This window comes from Parendozoicomonas callyspongiae, from assembly GCF_023502345.1.
Taxonomy (GTDB): domain Bacteria; phylum Pseudomonadota; class Gammaproteobacteria; order Pseudomonadales; family Endozoicomonadaceae; genus Sansalvadorimonas; species Sansalvadorimonas callyspongiae.
The window spans coordinates 17,091-36,669 of sequence record NZ_JAMFLX010000012.1 but is presented as its reverse complement, the minus strand read 5'-3'; the positions used below and the strand labels follow the sequence as shown (position 1 = coordinate 36,669).

15 protein-coding genes and 2 pseudogenes are annotated in these 19,579 nt (G+C 47.9%); 4 read left to right on the top strand and 13 right to left on the bottom strand.

What is annotated here, in order from left to right; all coding sequences use genetic code 11:
* Nucleotides 1-230 precede the first annotated feature (230 nt).
* Nucleotides 231-1,511, bottom strand: coding sequence for an NAD(P)/FAD-dependent oxidoreductase (locus tag M3P05_RS10285; protein ID WP_249699496.1), 1,281 nt, complete (start codon nt 1,509-1,511; stop codon nt 231-233).
* A 156-nt stretch (nt 1,512-1,667) separates the two neighbouring features.
* Between M3P05_RS10285 and M3P05_RS10280 the strand changes: the two genes are divergently transcribed.
* Complete coding sequence (locus M3P05_RS10280) at nt 1,668-2,336, top strand: HAD family hydrolase (protein ID WP_249699495.1); 669 nt, start codon at nt 1,668-1,670, stop codon at nt 2,334-2,336.
* 298 nt (nt 2,337-2,634) lie between these two features.
* Here M3P05_RS10280 and M3P05_RS10275 read toward each other — a convergent pair whose 3' ends face one another.
* Complete coding sequence (locus M3P05_RS10275) at nt 2,635-3,102, bottom strand: hypothetical protein (RefSeq protein WP_249699494.1); 468 nt, start codon at nt 3,100-3,102, stop codon at nt 2,635-2,637.
* A gap of 452 nt (nt 3,103-3,554) precedes the next feature.
* Nucleotides 3,555-4,205, bottom strand: a complete 651-nt coding sequence (locus M3P05_RS10270) for a helix-turn-helix transcriptional regulator (protein WP_249699493.1) — start codon at nt 4,203-4,205, stop codon at nt 3,555-3,557.
* Nucleotides 4,206-4,487: 282 nt separating this feature from the next.
* On the opposite strand from M3P05_RS10270, the gene M3P05_RS10265 reads away from it, so the two are divergent.
* Nucleotides 4,488-5,204: a type 1 glutamine amidotransferase gene (locus M3P05_RS10265; RefSeq protein ID WP_249699492.1), complete on the top strand. Its 717-nt coding sequence runs from the start codon at nt 4,488-4,490 to the stop codon at nt 5,202-5,204.
* A 155-nt stretch (nt 5,205-5,359) separates the two neighbouring features.
* Here the strand turns inward: M3P05_RS10265 and M3P05_RS10260 are convergent, their stop codons facing one another.
* The 4 genes and pseudogenes from M3P05_RS10260 to M3P05_RS10245 all read right to left on the bottom strand — a co-directional run bounded on the left by M3P05_RS10260 (nt 5,360) and on the right by M3P05_RS10245 (nt 8,418).
* Nucleotides 5,360-6,121 carry an energy transducer TonB gene (locus tag M3P05_RS10260; protein WP_249699491.1) on the bottom strand — a complete coding sequence of 254 codons (762 nt, stop codon included), beginning with the start codon at nt 6,119-6,121 and terminating at the stop codon, nt 5,360-5,362.
* A gap of 71 nt (nt 6,122-6,192) precedes the next feature.
* Nucleotides 6,193-6,369, bottom strand: a pseudogene (locus M3P05_RS10255) (IS1 family transposase); the annotation flags it as partial.
* Between the two features lie 214 nt (nt 6,370-6,583).
* Nucleotides 6,584-7,143: pseudogene (locus M3P05_RS10250) on the bottom strand (hypothetical protein).
* 252 nt (nt 7,144-7,395) lie between these two features.
* Nucleotides 7,396-8,418 (bottom strand): endonuclease/exonuclease/phosphatase family protein, encoded by a 1,023-nt coding sequence (locus M3P05_RS10245; protein WP_249699490.1) that lies wholly within the window; start codon nt 8,416-8,418, stop codon nt 7,396-7,398.
* A 173-nt stretch (nt 8,419-8,591) separates the two neighbouring features.
* On the opposite strand from M3P05_RS10245, the gene M3P05_RS10240 reads away from it, so the two are divergent.
* Entirely contained in the window at nt 8,592-9,128 is a 537-nt protein-coding gene (locus M3P05_RS10240; RefSeq protein ID WP_249699488.1) for a GrpB family protein, read from the top strand.
* Here M3P05_RS10240 and M3P05_RS10235 read toward each other — a convergent pair.
* The 5 genes from M3P05_RS10235 to M3P05_RS10215 all read right to left on the bottom strand — a co-directional run bounded on the left by M3P05_RS10235 (nt 9,118) and on the right by M3P05_RS10215 (nt 15,295).
* Nucleotides 9,118-9,615 carry a SixA phosphatase family protein gene (locus tag M3P05_RS10235; RefSeq protein ID WP_249699487.1) on the bottom strand — a complete coding sequence of 166 codons (498 nt, stop codon included), beginning with the start codon at nt 9,613-9,615 and terminating at the stop codon, nt 9,118-9,120. The two genes, M3P05_RS10240 and M3P05_RS10235, sit on opposite strands and share 11 nt — an antisense overlap.
* A 108-nt stretch (nt 9,616-9,723) precedes the next feature.
* Nucleotides 9,724-10,707, bottom strand: coding sequence for a sulfurtransferase (locus M3P05_RS10230; RefSeq protein WP_249699485.1), 984 nt, complete (start codon nt 10,705-10,707; stop codon nt 9,724-9,726).
* 126 nt (nt 10,708-10,833) lie between these two features.
* Nucleotides 10,834-11,532 carry a TVP38/TMEM64 family protein gene (locus tag M3P05_RS10225; protein ID WP_249699484.1) on the bottom strand — a complete coding sequence of 233 codons (699 nt, stop codon included), beginning with the start codon at nt 11,530-11,532 and terminating at the stop codon, nt 10,834-10,836.
* Nucleotides 11,533-11,631: 99 nt separating this feature from the next.
* Complete coding sequence (locus tag M3P05_RS10220; protein WP_249699483.1) at nt 11,632-12,627, bottom strand: sulfurtransferase; 996 nt, start codon at nt 12,625-12,627, stop codon at nt 11,632-11,634.
* 106 nt (nt 12,628-12,733) lie between these two features.
* Nucleotides 12,734-15,295, bottom strand: a complete 2,562-nt coding sequence (locus M3P05_RS10215; RefSeq protein ID WP_249699482.1) for an FAD-dependent oxidoreductase — start codon at nt 15,293-15,295, stop codon at nt 12,734-12,736.
* Nucleotides 15,296-15,760: 465 nt separating this feature from the next.
* Between M3P05_RS10215 and M3P05_RS10210 the strand changes: the two genes are divergently transcribed.
* Nucleotides 15,761-16,270 (top strand): class I SAM-dependent methyltransferase, encoded by a 510-nt coding sequence (locus M3P05_RS10210; RefSeq protein ID WP_249699481.1) that lies wholly within the window; start codon nt 15,761-15,763, stop codon nt 16,268-16,270.
* Nucleotides 16,271-16,631: 361 nt separating this feature from the next.
* Here the strand turns inward: M3P05_RS10210 and gcvP are convergent, their stop codons facing one another.
* On the bottom strand, nt 16,632-19,517 hold the full coding sequence (gene gcvP, locus M3P05_RS10205) for an aminomethyl-transferring glycine dehydrogenase (protein WP_249699480.1): 2,886 nt from the start codon (nt 19,515-19,517) through the stop codon (nt 16,632-16,634).
* Nucleotides 19,518-19,579: the final 62 nt, after the last annotated feature.

The window sequence follows — 19,579 nt, the reverse complement described above, 5'->3', positions numbered from 1 at the left end:
CCCTGCCGGTGATGATTCGTGTGATCCGTACATTCTGTTCTCCCTAACATCTGATCTGTCCCACCCTGCATTCCATGCTTAGGGCTAATACATCATAAGACAAATCTCAGCCTGCAATATCAGATGCATTGTAACAACTCTGTTGGAATAACTAACAGGAAATCAAAGAATGAGGAGGGAAAACTGAGCCTGAAAGCAGGCTCAGTAGGGGGAATCAGAGTCGAATGTTATCAATCAACCTCTTCCATCATATTAATTCCCAGAGCCTTGAGAACATACTTCTCATACACCGGCTCGGGAGTGCCTTTCTTCATCTTGCGGATAAAGTATTTTTCAAAGGCCACCTTGGCAAAGTGCACCCATTTGCCCTTCTTCATCCAGGCCACATTGCGGGGTGGAATCTGAGGCATGGCGACAAATGCCACGCCGGTATCGCCCATATCTGCAAGGCAGATCGCATTCCAGGCACCTTTGGCATCTGGCACACCGCTGCGGATTTCAGCAGCAATATTCTGCGCCAAAGCCTTGGACATAGACTCAATCATATAGCCTGTCTTCGGCACACCGCAGGGAACCGGTGTTGCTTCCAAAGGAGGAATAGCCACACAGACACCGGTTGAGAAGATGTTGTTATAGGCAGGGTTACGCTGGTAATCATCAATTTTCACAAAGCCCCGGGGATTAACCATTTCCTCGACTTCACAGAGAGGTTTGATACCACGGAAAGCCGGAATCATCATTGAGAAGTCAAAGGGCAGCTCCAGATTGCGCACCACTTCTCCCTGCTCGTTCAGACCCTCAACGTACATGGTGTTCTCTTCAACCCTGGTCACCCGGGCATTGGTTACCCACTGGATATGCCGCTGACGAAGTTCAGCTTCCAGCATACCTTTGGAGTCTCCCACACCACCAAGCCCAAGATGGCCAATGTACGGTTCGCTGGTGACAAAGGTAATGGGGGTTTTGTGGCGAATTTTGCGCTTCTTAAGATCTGAATCCACCACAAAGGCAAATTCATAGGCAGGGCCAAAACAACTGGCTCCCTGAAAGGCACCAACAACAACAGGGCCCGGCTTTTCCACCAGCCTGTCATAAACTTCCTTGGCTTTCTTTGCATGGAACAAAGAGCAGATAGACTGGGTATAGCCGTTCTCAGGTCCGGCACCTTCAATCTCATCAAATGCCAGTTCAGGGCCGGTGGCAACAACCAGGTAATCATATTCCAGCCATTCACCATTCCCTAGCTTCAGGCGGCAGCCATCGGCATCCAGCTTGGTCATGGGACTGGCAATAAAATTGATGTTTCTTCTTTTGAGATAAGGCTCCAGTGGGAAGCTAACTTCTTCCGGCTCACGCCAGCCCACGGCAATCCATGGATTTGAGGGCACAAACTGAAAATCGGCATTTGGGTTTACGACGGTTATCGCATGCCCCTCACCAAGAAGGTCGCGAAGCTCATAAGCTGCTGGCATTCCGCCAAGTCCGGCACCCAATACGACAACATGCGCCATATCATCCCCCTTATATTATTATTTTTTTCATTAGCATAATCTAATATAAAGATTGAGTTCAACTTAGACTTTAGTCTTACAAATACCGCGTCCCCTGCTATTGTTCTCCCTCACTCGACAAATAACATATTCCCAAAATCCATTGAGGACACAAGATTGCCCGCAATACCAAAAAAGCCCGATGCCATTCTGCTGGATATGGACGGCACTTTATTTAATACGGAAATTATCTTTAAAGATCTTTGGCAGAAAACAGCCACCGGGTTTGGTCTTGACCTGACCGATGAGCTTTACCAGAAATTCATCGGTGCCCGTTATGACCAGTGCGTTGGGTTTATCGAGGAGCTAGGCGGGCCGGGTTTCGATATCAATACCTTCCTTGATGCCATGACCAAAGACGAGCAGGAAATCAAAAGCAACCCGATTCCCCTCAAGCCTGGCACGCTGGAACTGTTTGACTGGCTGGAAGCAAACAAGATTCCAACGGGGCTGGTGACATCATCCAACCGTGAAACAGTACAAAAGCACTTTCTTCACTACGGTGGTGAAGATCACTTCAGTGTTATTGTCTGTGGTGACGATGTGAATCATCCCAAACCGGAGCCAGAACCTTATCTTCTGGCCTGCCAGAGACTGGGTGTTAACCCTGAGAACGTTGTTGCGGTTGAAGACTCAAATCCGGGTGTTGTCTCTGCGCTTAAGGCCGGTTGCAGAACAATTATGGTCCCCGATGTGTTGCCTCCTGATCCTCAACTAAAAGATTCCGTTGAAGTCATACTGAGTAGCCTTGAACAGTTACCCGGTTGGATCGATAAACACGACTAAACCCCAATGGCACTGACTTAAGCCGCCTTCCCTTGGTATGTCTTAAGCCGTCTGGCCTTTGCACGGGAGTGTTGCAACTTTGGAAAAGCTTTTGGTCGCCTCTTCACTGCCCGTGGTTCAGACCGCCCTGATCGATCCCCTACCTGATGTTCGGCCATTATGCCCAGCATTATATCAACAACACCTGCCAGACCATCTGTAGACAGTAGTAATATGTGGAAGTCTCGCACGGTTTGCTGTGCCGCTCTGAAACTGATTTCCCTGGGGGACTGCCCCGTCATCTGCACCGTTCGAGCCATCAATGCCCGTAACAGTGTTTTTGATGTTCTTCAAGATCCAGTGTTTCAGAGACCACCGGAAGCGTTGTCACTGTCGTACGACCATGCCCTTTGTGTCCCCGTTGTTGTCCCTTGGGCCGGGATGAGGAACGAGCCTGCTTTTTCTGCTTTCGGGAGGAGCCGGATTTCTTTTCACTTGATCGGCCAAAAACCAGGTGTTGCACGTCTGCAAGCTGGTTCTTGAGGGTGTCGATCTGAGCCTGGAAAGTCACTATTTCACGCGAGTGCTCGACCTTCATCTGTTTGACTTGGTCAAGAGCTTCCTGTTTCCGTTTCCGGGTGCGTTGCCACTGGATGCGCCATTGTTTAGCCTGAGCTTTCAGTTCGATGTAATCCACTTTGCTGAGAATGACCTGAGCGTAGGCAAAGGGGATTTTGACTGGATCTGGCGCAACCTCTGATGTGTGAGAGGTGTCAGAGAAAAGCATGAAAGGAATATAGCCCTCTTGGGACGAAAGGGGGAAGTTTGGACTAGGAGTTCACGGAATACTTACTATCGGTTAAATCATTATCTGTGGTCTCAATCCGGGATACTTCTTTCTTATCAGTGACAGGTAATGAATAAACATTATTGGAACAGAGACCGACAACAATAACCACCAACTGTAAGAATGAAATAGCAAAATAATTTCGATTTTTAAAAACGACCGTCATATGAATCTTTATCACCACAAATAAAGAATCAATATTAGTGGACTTAAATAATAAAAAACTACAACATAGTTAAATCATTTAGAAAAAAACAACCAACATGTTAACTGAGGTAATAGCAGGCTGGTAGAGATCATTAACCGGTTATGATTATTCACAATGATACATAACCGGATAAATACCATTAATTTGTCTTATTGTTTTGAAAAGTGCTTAGACGTTGTAATGATTATTTCACTTCCCGGTAGTATTTGTAAACAGAATGCTTGGTTACATTCAGCTTATTGGCAATATGCTGGGGAGCACCTTTCATCTGGAAAATGCCACGATCATAGAGCTCATGCACAACACAGCGGTTCTTCTGCTTCAGAGGAATACTGCGGTCTGCAGCCACTTCATTGATCACTTCTTCAGTTACGGTGTCCAGAAGATCATCCATGTTATTGTTGAAGGATTCATTCAACACCTTGTCCTGATCACTCAGACCAGGCATGAGAGTCTTGATAATCTCAGGGAAAGGGCGGTTCAGGTTCATGTTAATGCACAGGAAACCAATAAGATGTCCTTTAGAATCAGTGCAACCACAGGAAATTGATTTAAACAGGTTACCATCACGACCATGTGTAAAATAAGGCCCGGTATTCAGGTTACCGGTCTTACGCATTTCTGCGACCTGTTTTACACCAAGGTCAGTCATTGGTGAACCAAGTTTTCTATTGGTTAGATTTCCATTCACAATATGAACAACGGAACTTCCAACAGAATCAAGTGAGTGGAGAAGCACTTCACAGTGTGGGCCGATAAAGTCGGCAACAAAATCGACAATAATGAAATAAGGCTTAAGAGCCTCAAGATTCTTGTCTTGACTAGCTGTATCCATATCAGAACTAAAATCGCATAGAGAATGTCATTAACCTTTATAGAGGAAGCATTCTACAGGCACTTTGCGCTGCATCAACAGATGTTACCTTTGGTGCAATATTTTAATAATTTGTTTACTTTATTTACCAAAAGTGCAGTTAACCTCTTGTTTCACAGAAAGTTCCTCTACAACCCACACACTGTTGAATTACATTTATCGGTACTCTTCGGTCAATTACAAACCGAGTATTCCATAGGACAGACAACTGCCATAAAGTAGTTCAAAACAAGAGGAGATACCATGCCACAATTAGGGATCCTCCTTTGTGGAGAACAGGATCAGGATACTCTCGACGCTTTTGGCCCCTACGCAGATGCTTTTATTGCCATGCTGGATAATTGCCAGCCTGATTTCTGGCGCTATAAAGTCTGGCACTGTTACCAGAATGAAATCCCGTCCATCCCGAATGAAAACGATGCCTGGATTATTACCGGAAGCCGTCTGGGGGTTTATGAAGGACATCCCTGGATTGAACCCCTCTCGGCATTTGTCCGCAATGTTGCCATAGACGGCAAAATTCCTTTAGCTGGCATCTGCTTCGGACACCAGCTTATCCATCAGGCTCTTGGCGGCACAGTTCGCAAATCAGAAAAAGGCTGGGGAGCAGGTGCATACCCAGTCTCTATTTATAAAGATTTTGCCGGGCTGAAAGCAGGAGAATCCTGCAAGGTTCTGGCTATCCATCAGGACCAGGTCATTGATAAGGCACCAGGTTTTGAAGTTCTTGGTGGCAGTGCTTTCTGCCCGGTGGCCATCACCACCAACGGCACCAATATCCTGACCATGCAGCCCCATCCTGAGTTTGAAAACAAAGAGTTCTCATTTATCTGTGGCCGTAACAGGGAAAAGATCGGTGAGGAGCGTACCGATGGAATTCTTGCTTCGCTGACTGAGCCTGATGACCGCCAGACTGTCAGACACGAGCTTAACCGCTTTCTAGGAGCCTGTCGGACTTAACCGACCGTAGCGAGAAAAAGTCCGGTTTGAGTCAGTTTCTAGAAGCACTTGAGGATAATAGTGGTTCTATTTGACGAAAGTGGTTCTAAAAACTGGCCAAATCCGGCTTTTTCGCAGTAGGTGCGCGTTAAATCCGACAGGCTCCTAGGTGGAGACTAGCCCAGCTTAAACCTGACAGGAATGCGCACCTGCGAGCGCATGGCCTGTCCATTTTCCATCAGTGGTAAAAAGCGCCAACGCCTTACGGCTGTCAAAGCGGCCTTATCCAGAATTTTATACCCGGATGTTTTTTCCACTGTCATGCTGACGATGGAGCCACGGGTATCCAGTTTTACATCCAGAATCACAATTCCCTCCTGCCCCATACGACGTGCCCGGAATGGGTATCGGAGAGGGGTAGGCTCACTTGCGAGATTAGGTTCCTGGATCAAGTGATACTCACTACCACCACCTGACTGTTTAGGTTGAGGATTATTAGCCTCAACATCACTGCCATTTATTGACCGACCTGTAATTTGTGGAAGGTCTTCGACCGACTCCTGATTTCTCTTTGGGAGTTCTGTTTTCTTGACTAGTTTCCTTTCTAATTCTTTATCCGGTTCTTGAACATGTTCCTCTCTAGCCACTTCTTCTTGCTTCACTGGCTCTTTCTTTACTGGCTTAACCTGTTCAGGTGGAACAGGTGCTGGAGCTAGATGCTTTACCTCTGAAGGAGCAACTGTGCTGACAACTTTCTTAACTTCCTTAGGTTCAGCTGGTGTAGGAACCGCCTGCCGGAACAGATCAACAGCAAAGTGCCTTGCCGCAGAAGCTGCAGGTATTGGAGGCCTGCGCACAGATGATCCTGCCAGGCTCATACCCACAACAATATGAATGGCTGCGGACAGCAACAGTGCAACGGTGATCGGTTTGGACATACCCTCAATACAAGCTCAGTGAACAAAATCTGCCCGCATACAATACACCGGTAGTGGGTCAAATGTGTGTTTCATGCGTAAATATCCCTACCAAACTCGACCTTGTTAATCAGCATTCCGATGACAATATCGTGCATCTTTTCTAACTTGGAAAAACAGATAGTTTTCCAGGCCAAACGCTTAATCCACGTCCTGACATTCAGGTTCTTTCGCTCTATTTTTGGCGTATTTCTCTTGCCAAAAACATAGGCCAGAACGGACGCCCTTCTGGCTAACCGACGAGATGACCTATGAAACACACATTTGATCCACTACCAATTTTTTGTCTACCGAGAAAGATAAGCAGATACCCAACCTCTCTTAGAGCCTGTTCATATGCATTTCCGGTAACTGGTTCCAAAGGATCCCACCTGTTATTGGTTCCCATCAGCCCTGATTGCCAGGGCCAGGTAGGGATTAGCATCAGCAGCCCCAATCCGACACTCTACCCTTTTGGGATCCAGGTGACCCAGCTATAGCCCTGAGAGCTGTTTTCCTATTGTCTACTCCCCAGGTGGTACTGGTCGGAGCCCAGAAACCAGGTACAAAGCGGCTGTAACTATTGACGGTTGGGGCCATCATACAAAGCAGTTCAGGCAACGGTCGCTGCTGCCCGGGTAATCCTCCGACCAGCGTGCCATGAAAGTCACCATCAGATTTTTCATCTGGGCAGCCACCTTTAAATAGGTCTTAAACAGAGCGGCCTTATCTGCCGCAACGGCATCATCAACAGCCAATACTGCTTCAATCACTCCTGGATCAGCTTCAGAGTGGAGCCCTTCAATCGGGAAGTCCATCTCCTCAGCCATCCCCAGAATATCCTGATAGAGATCTGAATAGACGGAGTTACGAAGCATGGAATATCCAAACCAGTCAGGTGTGATCGGTTTCAGGTTTCGAAATCCTTTCTCTCTAATGGAGTGAGGCGTCTCATTAAAGACAAACACCTCATATTCAAATGCAGACAGTGCCTGAAAGCCCATCTCAGTGCATTTATTCAGAACTCCACGCAGAACTCCCCGAGGGCAGACAGATTCTGCTGAACCGGCAAACTCCGAACAGAAGCGGACTCTGCTTTCTGCTCATCTCCTGATCATCAAAGGAATAAATATCGCAACAGGAAGAAGGAATAATTCGAACTGGCGCATCCGAATAACCTGTATGCCAGCCTGTATATTTGCTGTTGCTATAGAGCTGATCTTTACTGTCCCAACACAAGCTTTACGGCCATCCAGCTATGCGGGGTTAAATTCAAATCGAGCTCGAACAATACCATGATCCGTAGTGCCCGTTTCCTTATGGTTTTCATCATTAAGATGATCATTAAGAATATCCATACCCTTAAATGCCCAGATACGTTTACGGCTGTTGTCGTAAAACTCCTGGCTTACCAGAATGTGATCAAGCGACTCTCGGGTATTCTTGTAGACATGGGTGTAATAAACATCTCTCAGGCTACGATACTCCTGCAGCGTTCCAACTGAGTACAAACCTGAATCGCTTCCGCCTCTGGAGGAGTGAGACAACAGGTAATTTGGCTGGTCCGTCAGAATATTCAGCGTGTTGCTGTGCTGGCTGTCATTCAAGTCACCCATCACGATAACCGGGGTATCTGTTTTCTTTAAACGCTCTGTCAGAATCATTCGCAGAGCAGCTGATTCTGCTGTGCGCCTGATTGTCGAAATGGCATTACCCAGTGCGGCCTGATGCCTTGAATACATGGATTTTTTATACCAGTTCTCGCTTCTTATGGAGGTGGGCTTTTTAGACTTAAAGTGGCAGACATAAATATGTATAGCTGGCTGATCCTGCCTGGGCTTTACCTTGAAGTGCAGGACAGGTCGGGAGAACTTGTTAACCTGAACGGATATATCCGGTGTTTGCGCATCATCACCTTTACTGTCCAGCTTGAAATGTTCAGGAAACTCATCAATCCATTCTGGCTCACCTACCAGCATTTTTTTCTTAACGGCACCTCCGCAGACAATTCGGCCTCCGGTGTGATCATAGGGAACCAGTAAGGAGTACTCCTCATCCAGCCCAGACATGGCAAAGGCATTCTGGAGGGAGTCTCCATGCCAGAGTTCCTGGAATCCCCAGATATCAGCCGAGTGATGAGTAAGCACCCTGGAAAGCCAGACCAGCTTTTTGCTGTACTCCTCTTCACTCAAACCATCCCTGTCAAAGTAAATCGGTCTTCCCGGCTCATTGAGATTGTATAAATTACAGGTTGCAAAGCTGATTTGTGGACGAGGCATAATTTTTCTCCATTTATTATTGTTCTTTTCTTCAAGCTACTCCTGCTGTTTGAAAATTAAATGACAAATAACAAGGAAAAAATCTGTGCTGATTTGCTTGATATAGACCAGATTCCCAGCTTGAAAACAGGAGTAAGCTGCGCACTATTTCATTCCAGATATTGGGCAATCTTATGCGAATTATTGAAGTGGTTGAATACAACCCGGAATGGGCTGATCTGTTTCAAAAGGAGCAGACACTTATTCAAAACGCTCTGACACCTTTGGAAGCAAAGGTTGTTCATATTGGCAGTACTGCAGTTCCCGGCCTGGCAGCCAAACCAGTAATCGACATCATGATCCTCCTTCCGGAGATTACAGAAATCGACAACTACAACGAAAAGCTGGAGCAGCTGGGTTATGAGCCAAAAGGCGAGTTTGGTATTCCCGGACGCCGGTTCTTTATGAAAGGTGGTGACAACCGCACTCACCATATTCACGCTTTTACAGAAGGGAACCCGGAAGCTGTTCGGCACCTGGCTTTTCGGGATTACCTGATAGCTCACCCACAGGTAGCGGCTGAGTACGCCTCTCTCAAGCTCGCTGTTGCCCGGAGCTGTGATAATGATATGGCGGTCTATTGTGATGAAAAGAATGATTTCATCCAGCATCATGAAAAGCTGGCGCTGAAATGGTTTGCATCCAAACCATCTACAAACATCACTTCATAAACATCTTGGGCTTTATAAAGCACCCCAGATGAGCACAGCCTGATTTAAGCTCTGACCAATTTCTGATATCACACTCAAGCCGTACATAAGCACAGGTGGGTACATTCAAAAGGTCGCTGTCGCTCAGTTCATTGACTAAATCAGTGATGGCGGGGTTGTGCCCAACAAGAGTGAGGTTGTTGATGCTGCTCTCAGCGTTCCTGCACCAATGGATCAGCTCGTAGCTACTAAATGTATAAAGCATCTCATCTGTCTGCCATTCAGGCGCAGAGACTGGCAGGCTTTGGTAGATTCCAGTGATAGTGTCCTGTGCCCGCCGGGCACTGCTGCAAAAAACATGATCAAAGCTACAGTCTGCTTCTACCAGTTTGAGCCCCATAATTTCACAGGAGTGAATACCTCTTGGGTTCAGAGGGCGCTGATGATCGGAAAGATCAGGAAAGTCCCAGCTCGATTTGGCATGACGGATAAGATGCAGAGTTTTCATTATTATCTCTTACCCCATAAAAATGGTTACAAAAGATTATGCCTGAAGAGTAAAATTTAAAAAGCGGCCAGCTGACCGCTTTTGATTACAGACAGTCTTTACCAGCTATTACAGGCCAACCATCTGCACTGCATCACCAGTTTCCAGTGGCTCTGAAGTGTAAGACCACTCAATCCAGGAGCCGTCATAGTTCTTCACATTCTGGTAGCCCAACAGCTGAGTCAGAACAAATGTAGTGTGGGCAGAACGAACTGCTGACTGGCAATAGGCAATAATTGGCTTGTCCGCAGTTATTCCTGCTTTTTCATAGATAGCTTTCAGCTCGGCAACAGTTTTGAAGTTTTTGCCCGCATCCAGAGCCTTCTTATATTCAACAAAGACAGAGTGAGGAATACGACCGGCACGGAATGCTCCACTCTTCATACTTTCGCCTGTAAATTCCTTGATAGAACGGGTATCAAGGATAATTGCATCACCGGTTTCAAGGGCACGCTGCACATCGTCCAAAGACGCCAGCCGATAATCATTCTCTTTCCATGGGAACTTGTACTCAGTCGGTTCACGCTTGGCGGACTCGGAATGCACCATCTCAAATCCGGCAGCTGCCCATCCCTGGTAACCACCATCAATCATTTTCACCTTGCTGTGGCCATACATATCCAGCAACCACCAGAGGCGGGCCGCATCGTAGTTACCTTTGGCATCGTAAGGAACAATCGTGGTTTCCGGAGTCACACCCAGACTGCCCAGAAGCTCTTCCATTTTGTCACGGGTAGCGCGCATACCGCCAAAAGGATACTGATCATCGTCTGCAGAAATATCAGGACGCCAGACCTGCTGGGCTCCGGGAATATGCCCCTTACCCATAAAATCAGTTATGCGGCGGACATCGATGACAACTACATCTTCTCCTGAAGCTATAAATGATTTGGCCTCCTGTGGTGTCATCACAATATCAGCTTTGTAATATTGCTGATTCTTGCCGACACTCACTTCAACTTTCACCACTTCAGGTGCTTTGAAAACAAATTGATAAGCGGTACCTGCTGCAACAACAAGACCAAGAGTCACACCTGCCAGTACTTTGTTCATAATTTCCCCCAGAAATTTACAACATGAGTGAAAGCTTCATCCCCGGCTGTCACCCTTGGGTTATGCCAGAGAGAGAACAGGCATAACAGACACTGGTCACACAGCTCCTAGCCGTGCTTTGTCTTACTAATGACTTTCAGCAACCATGCCTTTCTTCTTCAGAAGCGAAGGCAGCAGAGACACGCCAACAAAGCAGATGGCACCGATTCCCAGGTAAATAAATGTTTCGCTGGACATACCCTCACCGCTTGAAATGGCGCCAGCCATAAAGCAGAAAGCGATAGTTCCGGGAATAATGAAGAGCGTGGTTAACAGGCTATAGGTCCAGAAGCCGATTCCTGTCAGCCCGTAAGCGTAATTCTGGAGATTAAAGGGGAAGACAGGCACCAGGCGGGTAATCATCAGCATCCGCCAGCCCTGGCGGGAAACACCTTCATCAATCTTGCGAAATGCCGTGTTGTTGGTCGCCCAGCCCTCAACCATATCACGCGCTGCGTAGCGGGCAACCAGAAAGGCGCAGGCCGCACCAAGACTTGCACCGACCAGAGAATAAAATGCCCCCAGCAATGGACCCCAGATAATGGCCGCCACGATTGTGACAGGGCTTCCAGGAAGAAAGAAAAGACACGCTGCAATATACAACCCGATATAAATTAACGGTGCCAGCACTCCATAACTGGTGATCCAGGTTTGAATCGCCTTTAAGTTATCGAGAGTCAGATAATCAAAAACACCAAATTGATGAAGAGTCGCGATAGCAATAACTAATACAGAAACAATGACAATCAATTTGCCCTTGTTTGCTGTTGGTTGGGAAGAAGTCATGATTTTACTTCCTGGGTTTTCCACATTTTTGAGATTGGGAGAAGCAGCTCTTATTCAAAACAGCCTGAGCCACCTCCCCCAAGAGGACATCGGTTTCACTTACAAACTGGCAAGGGTCCCTGCGACTGTCACGGCATCACCGGATTCAACAGGCAGGTTGGAAGCCTGGGACCATTCAATCCAGGCACCGTCATAGTTCTTAACATTCTGGAAACCCATCAACTGGGTCAGAACGAATGTGGTATGAGCAGAGCGAATGGAAGAGTGGCAGTAAGTAATAATTGGGGTATCCGGAGTGACGCCAGCAGCCTTATACACAGATACCAGTTCTTCTATGGCCTTAAAGTTCTTGCCTGCATCCAGGGTATTGCTGTAGTCCACAAGGACAGAACCGGGAATACGTCCGCCACGGGCAACACCGCCAATAATCTTTTCACCGGTATGTTCTTTGAGAGAGCGTGCATCGATAATCACAGCGCTCTTGTTTTTAATCGCATCCTGTACTTCTTCTATAGATGCCAGCCGACGATCATTTTCGGCCCACGGGAATTGATAGGTGGTCGCTTCACGTTTGGCTGATTCGGTATGAACCATATCCAGGCCGGCAGCCTTCCAGCCCTGGTAACCGCCATCAATTAGCTGAACCTTGCTGTGGCCATACATATCCAGCAGCCACCACATACGGGCGGCGTCATAGTTATTACTGGCATCGTAAGGAATAACGGTGGTGTTGGAGGTCACGCCCAGACTGCCGAGAAGCTCAGCCATTTTTTCGCGTGTTGCGCGCATGCCACCAAAGCCATATTCACCTTTATCAGCCTGCATTTCCGGACGCCAGATCTGCTGGGCACCTTCAATATGCCCTTTGGCCAGGAAGTCTGCCTGCTTGCTGATATCAATCAGCACAACATCTTCCCCGGCTGCCAGCATGGCCTGTACCTGCTGCGGTGTGATTACGATATCTGGGTTGAAGTACTGCTGATTCTTCTCAGCTTTGACTTCAACCTTAATGACTTCCGGTGTTTTAAATACAAAGTTGTAGGTTGCACCTGCAACAGCGATACCAAGAACAGCACCTGCCAATAGCTTGTTCATACTTCCCTCAAGACTAAACAGCTTACAGTTGTCCGGGCGTAAACCTTCTTGCAGCCCTGCGCCCCCAAAGCCATGCCCTGATCGGGCATGGAAAATCTTTTACTCTTCAAATGTTGGCGACCTGGATCAGGCCACGCTTACTCTTGTAACGATTTACCCAGCTCTTTACTGCGCCGTGGTTCCGCTGTTCGGCGCTGTCTTTCATATACATTTCACCGAAGACAAGATCGAGAATATGAACAGAGTCCTTACCGCCTTTTTCCATCGATTCCCGACAGGCCGCGCAATAAGACACCATATGCCCGGATTCAACTTCTTCGGTGCGGGAATCCATCACTCTGCTGGCCAGCCCGGGGTTGGCAGGAACAACCATGCCGCCAAAGCCACAGCATTTTGCGGTTTCACGGGTATGTGGGGGTTCTTCGGTTCTGTACCCCATCTCGTTCATTACCCAGCGCACACCATCATGGATAGAAGACACATGACGGGTGGAACAGGAATCATGGATGGCAAAGGTGACATCGCTACCCTCACCAACTCCTTTAACCCCTTCGGGCAGACCCAGTTCGGGCAAAATCTGCCACAGAGAGCGCACAGGCTGTTTGGCATACTCGGAAAGAGTCAGGTAACAGCTTTGACAGGCAACGATGATTTCTTCCGCTCCTGATTCATCAATAGCATTCTGCAGCTGGGCAAAACGCTCTTTGAATAACTCCTGCTGCCCCAATGCCTTGGTTGGCTTGCCGCAGCACATCAGGATGCTGCCGATACCCGGCATTTTTTCCTTCAGATAGGAAAAAGTTTTTTCGACAAGTTCAGGGTTATAAGAAGGCAGCGAGCAGCCTGGAATAAAGACTCTCTTCTTGTTATCAGGTTTATATTCCGGTGCTTTCTGGACAGTGTTGAAGACCTTGGAGAAACCCAGAGCCTGATGAACCTTGATGGCTTTATGACCTTTCATCGGTGACTCGCCATTGTTGGCTTTCACCATATCGACTCGAGCGCTCATCAAGGCACCCTTGATATCAAAATCGTGCGGACAAACCAACGTACAGGAGCTGCACATATTGCAGGAGAAGGCGACTTCCGGAGAGAGCTTGCCGGACTTCAGAACCGCGCAGCTTAACTCCTGTGGAGAGTGACAATAATCATTCAGCATGGTGCAGGTCTGCATGCACAGTCGACACTCGCACTGCAGGCAGCGGCTTGCTTCTTTCAGTGCATCCTCTTCCCGGAAACCGAAATCAGCTTCATGGAAATCTTTTACCCGCTCTTCCGGGTCTCTCAGGGCCGTGTGCAGACGCTGAGGTCTTGCATCCGCATTGGGGATAACTGTGTCCAGCTTGGTTTGATGGCTGAATCGTTCACGTCCAGTCTCCAGGTTCTGTCCGGTTAACAGACGGTGAACTGATTCCGCAGCTCTACGGCCCTCTTCCATCGCTTCAATTGCGATGCCAGTACCATGGGCATCACCGGCAACAAACACTTTCTGGTCACTGGTCTGCAGTGTCAGACTATTACCTGCAATTCGCCCACGGGAGTCAGTTTCAAGGGCAAAGGTCTGGTTCTCAACTTTCTGTCCGACGGCAAAAACAACCGTATCAACATCCAGCTCCTGCAGTTTTTCTTCATCAAAACTGGGGGCGAAATTGCCTTGAGCATCAAACAGGGAAAGGCAGGGTTTCACAGTCATTCCGGTAACATGATCATGACCGGAAATTTCGTGTGGCCCGAACCCCGTACGAACATCAACACCTTCTTCGATGGCTTCTTCAACTTCCCAGTCATGGGCCGGCATGGAAGCTATATCACCTTCCAGACAGGTGAGATAAACCTTTTCAACTTGAGGAAGTCGTACGGCACTGCGAGCGCAATCCATGGCGACATTGCCACCGCCGATAACAAGAACTTTTTTACCGGCCTTTGGATACTCTCCTTTCAGGCTGATATCACGTAGAAAATCAACCGCATCAAAAACACCATGTCGATGGCTGCCTTCAACAGGAATAACAACGCCCTGATGTGCGCCAATGGCAAGAACAACAGCATCATGCTGTTCTTTAATTTCATCGAAAGAAATATCTTTGCCAATATCAACGCCCATCTTGAATTCAATGCCGAGTTTATCCAGCAGTGAGTATTCGTGATCAATAATATCTCTTGGTAATCTGTAGGCAGGAATTCCAACACGAAGCATGCCACCTTTTTCAGGAAGGCGATCAAATATTGTTACCGCATGGCCCTTTCGGCATAAATCAAGAGCAGCCTGTGCACCGGCGGGACCAGCACCAATAACCGCAACTCTTTTACCGCTGTCCTGTTCCTTTGTTAAATCCCAGTTTTTTTCTTTATCGTGACTATCACAGACGAAACGCTTCAACTGAGCAACTGAGAGAGGCTCATGATGTTCATTTCGTTTGCAGGCTTCCTCGCAGGGATGAGCGCAGATCCGGCCTAATGTACGGGGAATAAAGAGTTTTTCACGAATAACAGAAACGGCTTCCGAGTACTCTCCCTTGCCAATATGGCCAACATATCCTTTCACATCAGTGTGCATAGGACAGTTGGCCTGACAGTATGGACTAGCCTCACCCATACATTTATCTGCTATGGGTTGAAACTTTTCTAATGTTGTTTCTGAAACAGCAATGATTTCATTAGCAGACATGGCAATTCCGGTAGTGAATGAGTAATCCGGTTAATATGAGCTAATGCTAATATGCAAATCAGAAGCGGTTTTTTGATTTAAAACAATGCTCGAAACGGTCAAACATTAATTATCAATTCGACTGAAAAATCATGTTTACTAATGTTTTTAAGGTGAAAATAATTAATAAGAGATACGCAAAATTAAACTCAAACAACAACAAAACAGTTAACTTTAATTAAATAATTTGTTGCACAATTCAATTATCAGAAAACATAAAAATTAATTATTAGAATTTTAACTTAGCAGTATTAACCCACCTATTTAAAAACACTCTTCTTAAGAGCAACTATTTTTAAGGTGTAACAATTATTTAGAAACCTTTTGAACACATCATCACTTTTCTTAAAGATCATTTTTTTGAGTAATACCCAAAAATGCAACTGCTACACTCATGCACCTGTTTCATTTAACAATGAGAAAATGATGATCCAGGAACACAACAAGCCTGTTGCAGATGTCTGGAATCTGGGCGGCCAACATTATAATTTCGTCAGTTTCACAATTTCCGATGCTCTGGCTCATGCCACTCAGATTCTGGCTCCCACGCCCGGTGAGAATATCCTTGATATTGCGACAGGGGCTGGATGGACTGCCAGAAACGTCGCCATGATGGGGGCTCAAGCCTGCGCCATCGATATTGCAGATAAGCTTCTTGAATCAACTGAAGCTTTTTCCAGCTATATCCAACCTCATATCGACTTCAAGCTGGCCGATACAGAAAATCTTCCTTTTCCTGACAGCTCATTTGACGGCATTATTTCAACATTTAGTGTTATGTTCACCAGTGACCATAGGAAAGCAGCCAGTGAAATCGCCAGAGTCTGCAAACCTGGAGGCAGGGTTGTGCTGACAAACCAGCCGAAGATAAGGAAGATGAGTTTGTTCAACAGGTATTTAATCTGGTCAGCCGCTATCAGAGTAAACCACCTGTGACGCCTTCCCCTATGGAATGGGGTAAATCAGGACGGATCAATGAACTGCTGGGCTCAGCATTTGATCTGAAGTGTGAATATAAGACTTCAACAGTTTACTACCCGAATTCTGAAAACCACTGGAGCCTTTTTCATCCAGCTTTGGCCCACTTATTCTTACCCTGAAAAACCTTGAGAACAGCAAAAGATCAGAACTCAGGGACGAATTCATCGCAATAAGTGACCAGTATAAAACCAAACTGGGCATACAACTTGATCGGACTTACCTGTTAACTCACGGAATTCGAAGATAAAAAAAGCCCTCCACATGGGAGAGCTTTTGGGTTTTAGAAATATCTGTTCAGAGCTTTCTCTGACAAATATTAGTCCTTGTATTCCTCAACAGGAATGCAGGAACAAAACAGATTACGGTCGCCGTATACATTATCGATACGATTCACAGTTGGCCAAAACTTGCCACCGTCTTCGAAAGCAACTGGGTAAGTTGCTTCCTGACGGGTGTAAGGACGATCCCACTCTGCGGACAGAACTTCTGCCTGCACGTGAGGAGCACGTACCAGAGGGTTGTTGTCCAGAGGCCATTCGCCGTTGGCAACCTTGTCCATTTCCTCACGGATAGAGATCATGGCACTGATGAACTTATCCAGCTCAACCTTGCTCTCGGATTCGGTAGGCTCAACCATCAGAGTACCCGCAACTGGGAAGCTCATGGTTGGAGCGTGGTAACCGAAATCCATCAGACGCTTGGCGATATCTTCTTCAGAGATGCCGGTAGCAGCTTTCAGAGGACGGATATCCAGGATGCACTCGTGGGCAACGCGATCGTTACGACCAGTGTACAGTACTGGATAGTGATCCTTCAGACGCTTGGCCAGGTAGTTAGCGTTCAGAATCGCTACGGAAGTTGCCTTACGCAGTCCTTCACCACCCATGTTACGCATGTAAGTCCAGGTGATTGGCAGAACGCCTACAGAACCCCAAGGTGCAGAACTTACTGCAGTGTTACCGGCGTTAGGTACTTCCAGCTCAACAACACTGTGGTTAGCGAGGAACGGAGCCAGGTGAGCAGCAACACCGATTGGGCCCATGCCAGGACCGCCACCACCGTGAGGGATAGCGAAAGTCTTGTGCAGGTTCATGTGAGTCACGTCTGCACCGATATCGGCTGGCTGGCTGATACCTACCTGAGCGTTCAGGTTTGCACCGTCCATGTATACCTGGCCACCGTTGGCGTGGATGACGTCACAGATCTCGCGGATCTCTTCTTCATATACACCGTGAGTGGATGGATAGGTGATCATCAGGCAGGACAGGTTGTCCTTCAGTTCTTCAGCTTTCGCCTTCAGAGCTGCAACGTCTACGTTACCTTTCTCATCACAAGGAGTCACAACAACCTTCATGCCTGCAACCATGGCAGACGCTGGGTTGGTACCGTGTGCGGAAGCTGGGATCAGGCAGATGTTACGGTCATGGTCACCACGGCTCTCGTGGTAGCCCTGAATGGCCATCAGACCTGCGTATTCGCCCTGAGCACCGGAGTTAGGCTGGATGCTGATGGCTGGGAAGCCAGTCGCGCCCTGCAGGAAGACTTCCAGTTCGGAAATCATGGCACGAACACCTTCAGTCAGCTCAACTGGGGTGAATGGGTGCAGGTTGCCGATTTCAGGCCAGGATACAGGCATCATTTCGCTGGCAGCATTCAGCTTCATGGTGCAGGAACCCAGCGGAATCATGGAGTGGTTCAGAGCCAGATCGCGGTTTTCCAGACGCTTCAGGTAGCGCATCATCTCTGTTTCAGAGTGATAGCTGTTGAAGACCGGGTGCTCCAGGATCTTGCCGTGACGCAGCAGATCGGCAGGAATGGAGGAGGAGCTGGTCGCCATGTCAACGTCGATGCTGTCAACGTTCAGGCCGTGACCTTCGCCCAGAACAACATCCCACAGCAGAGCGATATCTTCGCGAGTGGTTGCTTCGTCCAGGGAGATACCGATCTTGTCACCAGCTTCACGCAGGCAGACGCCAGCTTCGCGGGAGCGCTTGATGATGGCTTCAGCGTCAGAAGTCTTAACGGTGATGGTATCGAACCAGGTGTCGTTCGCCAGTTCAACGCCCTTGCTCTGCAGACCAACAGCCAGAATATCAGCCAGGCGGTGGATACGCTCAGCGATGGTGCGCAGGCCCTGAGGACCATGGTACACAGCGAAGAAACCAGCCATGTTGGCCAGCAGCACCTGGGAAGTACAGATGTTGGAAGTCGCCTTCTCACGACGGATATGCTGCTCGCGAGTCTGCATAGCCATACGCAGGGCTTTCTTGCCGCTGGCATCTACGGATACACCGATGATACGGCCAGGCATGGAACGCTTGTACTTTTCGCTGGTTGCGAAGAATGCAGCGTGAGGACCACCATAACCCATTGGTACGCCGAAACGCTGTGCGCTACCCAGTACGATGTCAACACCCAGCTTACCAGGAGCTTCCAGCAGAACCAGGCTCATGATGTCAGCTACAACAGCAACAACAGCTTTCTTGGACTGCAGATCAGCAATCAGATCCTGTGGGTTACGAACGTCACCCCAGGTACCGGTATAAGCGAGAAGAGCACCAAACACATCGTGGCTGGCAGCTTCAGAAGCAGGGCCTACAATGATGTCGACGTCGAATCCTTTGGCACGGGTTTTTACAACGTCAATTGTCTGCGGGTGGCAGTCTTCATCAACAAAGAACAGGTTGGATTTCTTGTTCTTGGAGACGCGCTGAGCCATGGACATGGCTTCACCGGCAGCAGTACCTTCGTCCAGCAGGGATGCGCTGGCGAGGTCAAGACCAGTCAGATCCAGAGTCATTTGCTGGAAGTTCAGGATGGCTTCCAGGCGGCCCTGTGCGATTTCTGGCTGATAAGGAGTGTAAGCAGTATACCATCCTGGATTTTCCAGAACGTTACGCTGGATAACAGGAGGCAGAACAACACCGTGGTAGCCCATACCGATGAAGCTGCGAGCTGGCTTGTTCTTGCTCAGCAGGCCCTTCAGGTAGCCCAGAGTGTTTTGTTCTGTATGGGAGTCCCATTCCAGAGGAGTTTTTTCCTGCAGGATACTTCCTGGAACAGTGGAGGCCAGCATGGATTCCAGGGACTCTTCGCCCAGGAACTCCAGCATGGAGCTGATTTCTTCTTCACCCGGGCCGATGTGACGACGGATAAAGTCTTCGGTGTTTTCCAGCTGCTTCAGCGACGATACTTTACTCATATGCTTATACCGTTCTTATAAGAAATAAGAAAAGCCCCAGTGAAGGGGCTTTGTTTTAGCTT

What these genes read in the sequence shown, in the direction of transcription:
- M3P05_RS10235 (WP_249699487.1), bottom strand. Translation starts at nt 9,615, where the DNA reads ATGAAAACTCTGCATCTTATCCGTCATGCCAAATCGAGCTGGGACTTT.
- M3P05_RS10225 (WP_249699484.1), bottom strand. Translation starts at nt 11,532, where the DNA reads ATGACTTCTTCCCAACCAACAGCAAACAAGGGCAAATTGATTGTCATT.
- M3P05_RS10265 (WP_249699492.1), top strand. Translation starts at nt 4,488, where the DNA reads ATGCCACAATTAGGGATCCTCCTTTGTGGAGAACAGGATCAGGATACT.
- M3P05_RS10240 (WP_249699488.1), top strand. Translation starts at nt 8,592, where the DNA reads ATGCGAATTATTGAAGTGGTTGAATACAACCCGGAATGGGCTGATCTG.
- M3P05_RS10270 (WP_249699493.1), bottom strand. Translation starts at nt 4,205, where the DNA reads ATGGATACAGCTAGTCAAGACAAGAATCTTGAGGCTCTTAAGCCTTAT.
- M3P05_RS10275 (WP_249699494.1), bottom strand. Translation starts at nt 3,102, where the DNA reads ATGCTTTTCTCTGACACCTCTCACACATCAGAGGTTGCGCCAGATCCA.
- M3P05_RS10230 (WP_249699485.1), bottom strand. Translation starts at nt 10,707, where the DNA reads ATGAACAAAGTACTGGCAGGTGTGACTCTTGGTCTTGTTGTTGCAGCA.
- gcvP (WP_249699480.1), bottom strand. Translation starts at nt 19,517, where the DNA reads ATGAGTAAAGTATCGTCGCTGAAGCAGCTGGAAAACACCGAAGACTTT.
- M3P05_RS10260 (WP_249699491.1), bottom strand. Translation starts at nt 6,121, where the DNA reads ATGTCCAAACCGATCACCGTTGCACTGTTGCTGTCCGCAGCCATTCAT.
- M3P05_RS10285 (WP_249699496.1), bottom strand. Translation starts at nt 1,511, where the DNA reads ATGGCGCATGTTGTCGTATTGGGTGCCGGACTTGGCGGAATGCCAGCA.
- M3P05_RS10215 (WP_249699482.1), bottom strand. Translation starts at nt 15,295, where the DNA reads ATGTCTGCTAATGAAATCATTGCTGTTTCAGAAACAACATTAGAAAAG.
- M3P05_RS10220 (WP_249699483.1), bottom strand. Translation starts at nt 12,627, where the DNA reads ATGAACAAGCTATTGGCAGGTGCTGTTCTTGGTATCGCTGTTGCAGGT.
- M3P05_RS10210 (WP_249699481.1), top strand. Translation starts at nt 15,761, where the DNA reads ATGATCCAGGAACACAACAAGCCTGTTGCAGATGTCTGGAATCTGGGC.
- M3P05_RS10245 (WP_249699490.1), bottom strand. Translation starts at nt 8,418, where the DNA reads ATGCCTCGTCCACAAATCAGCTTTGCAACCTGTAATTTATACAATCTC.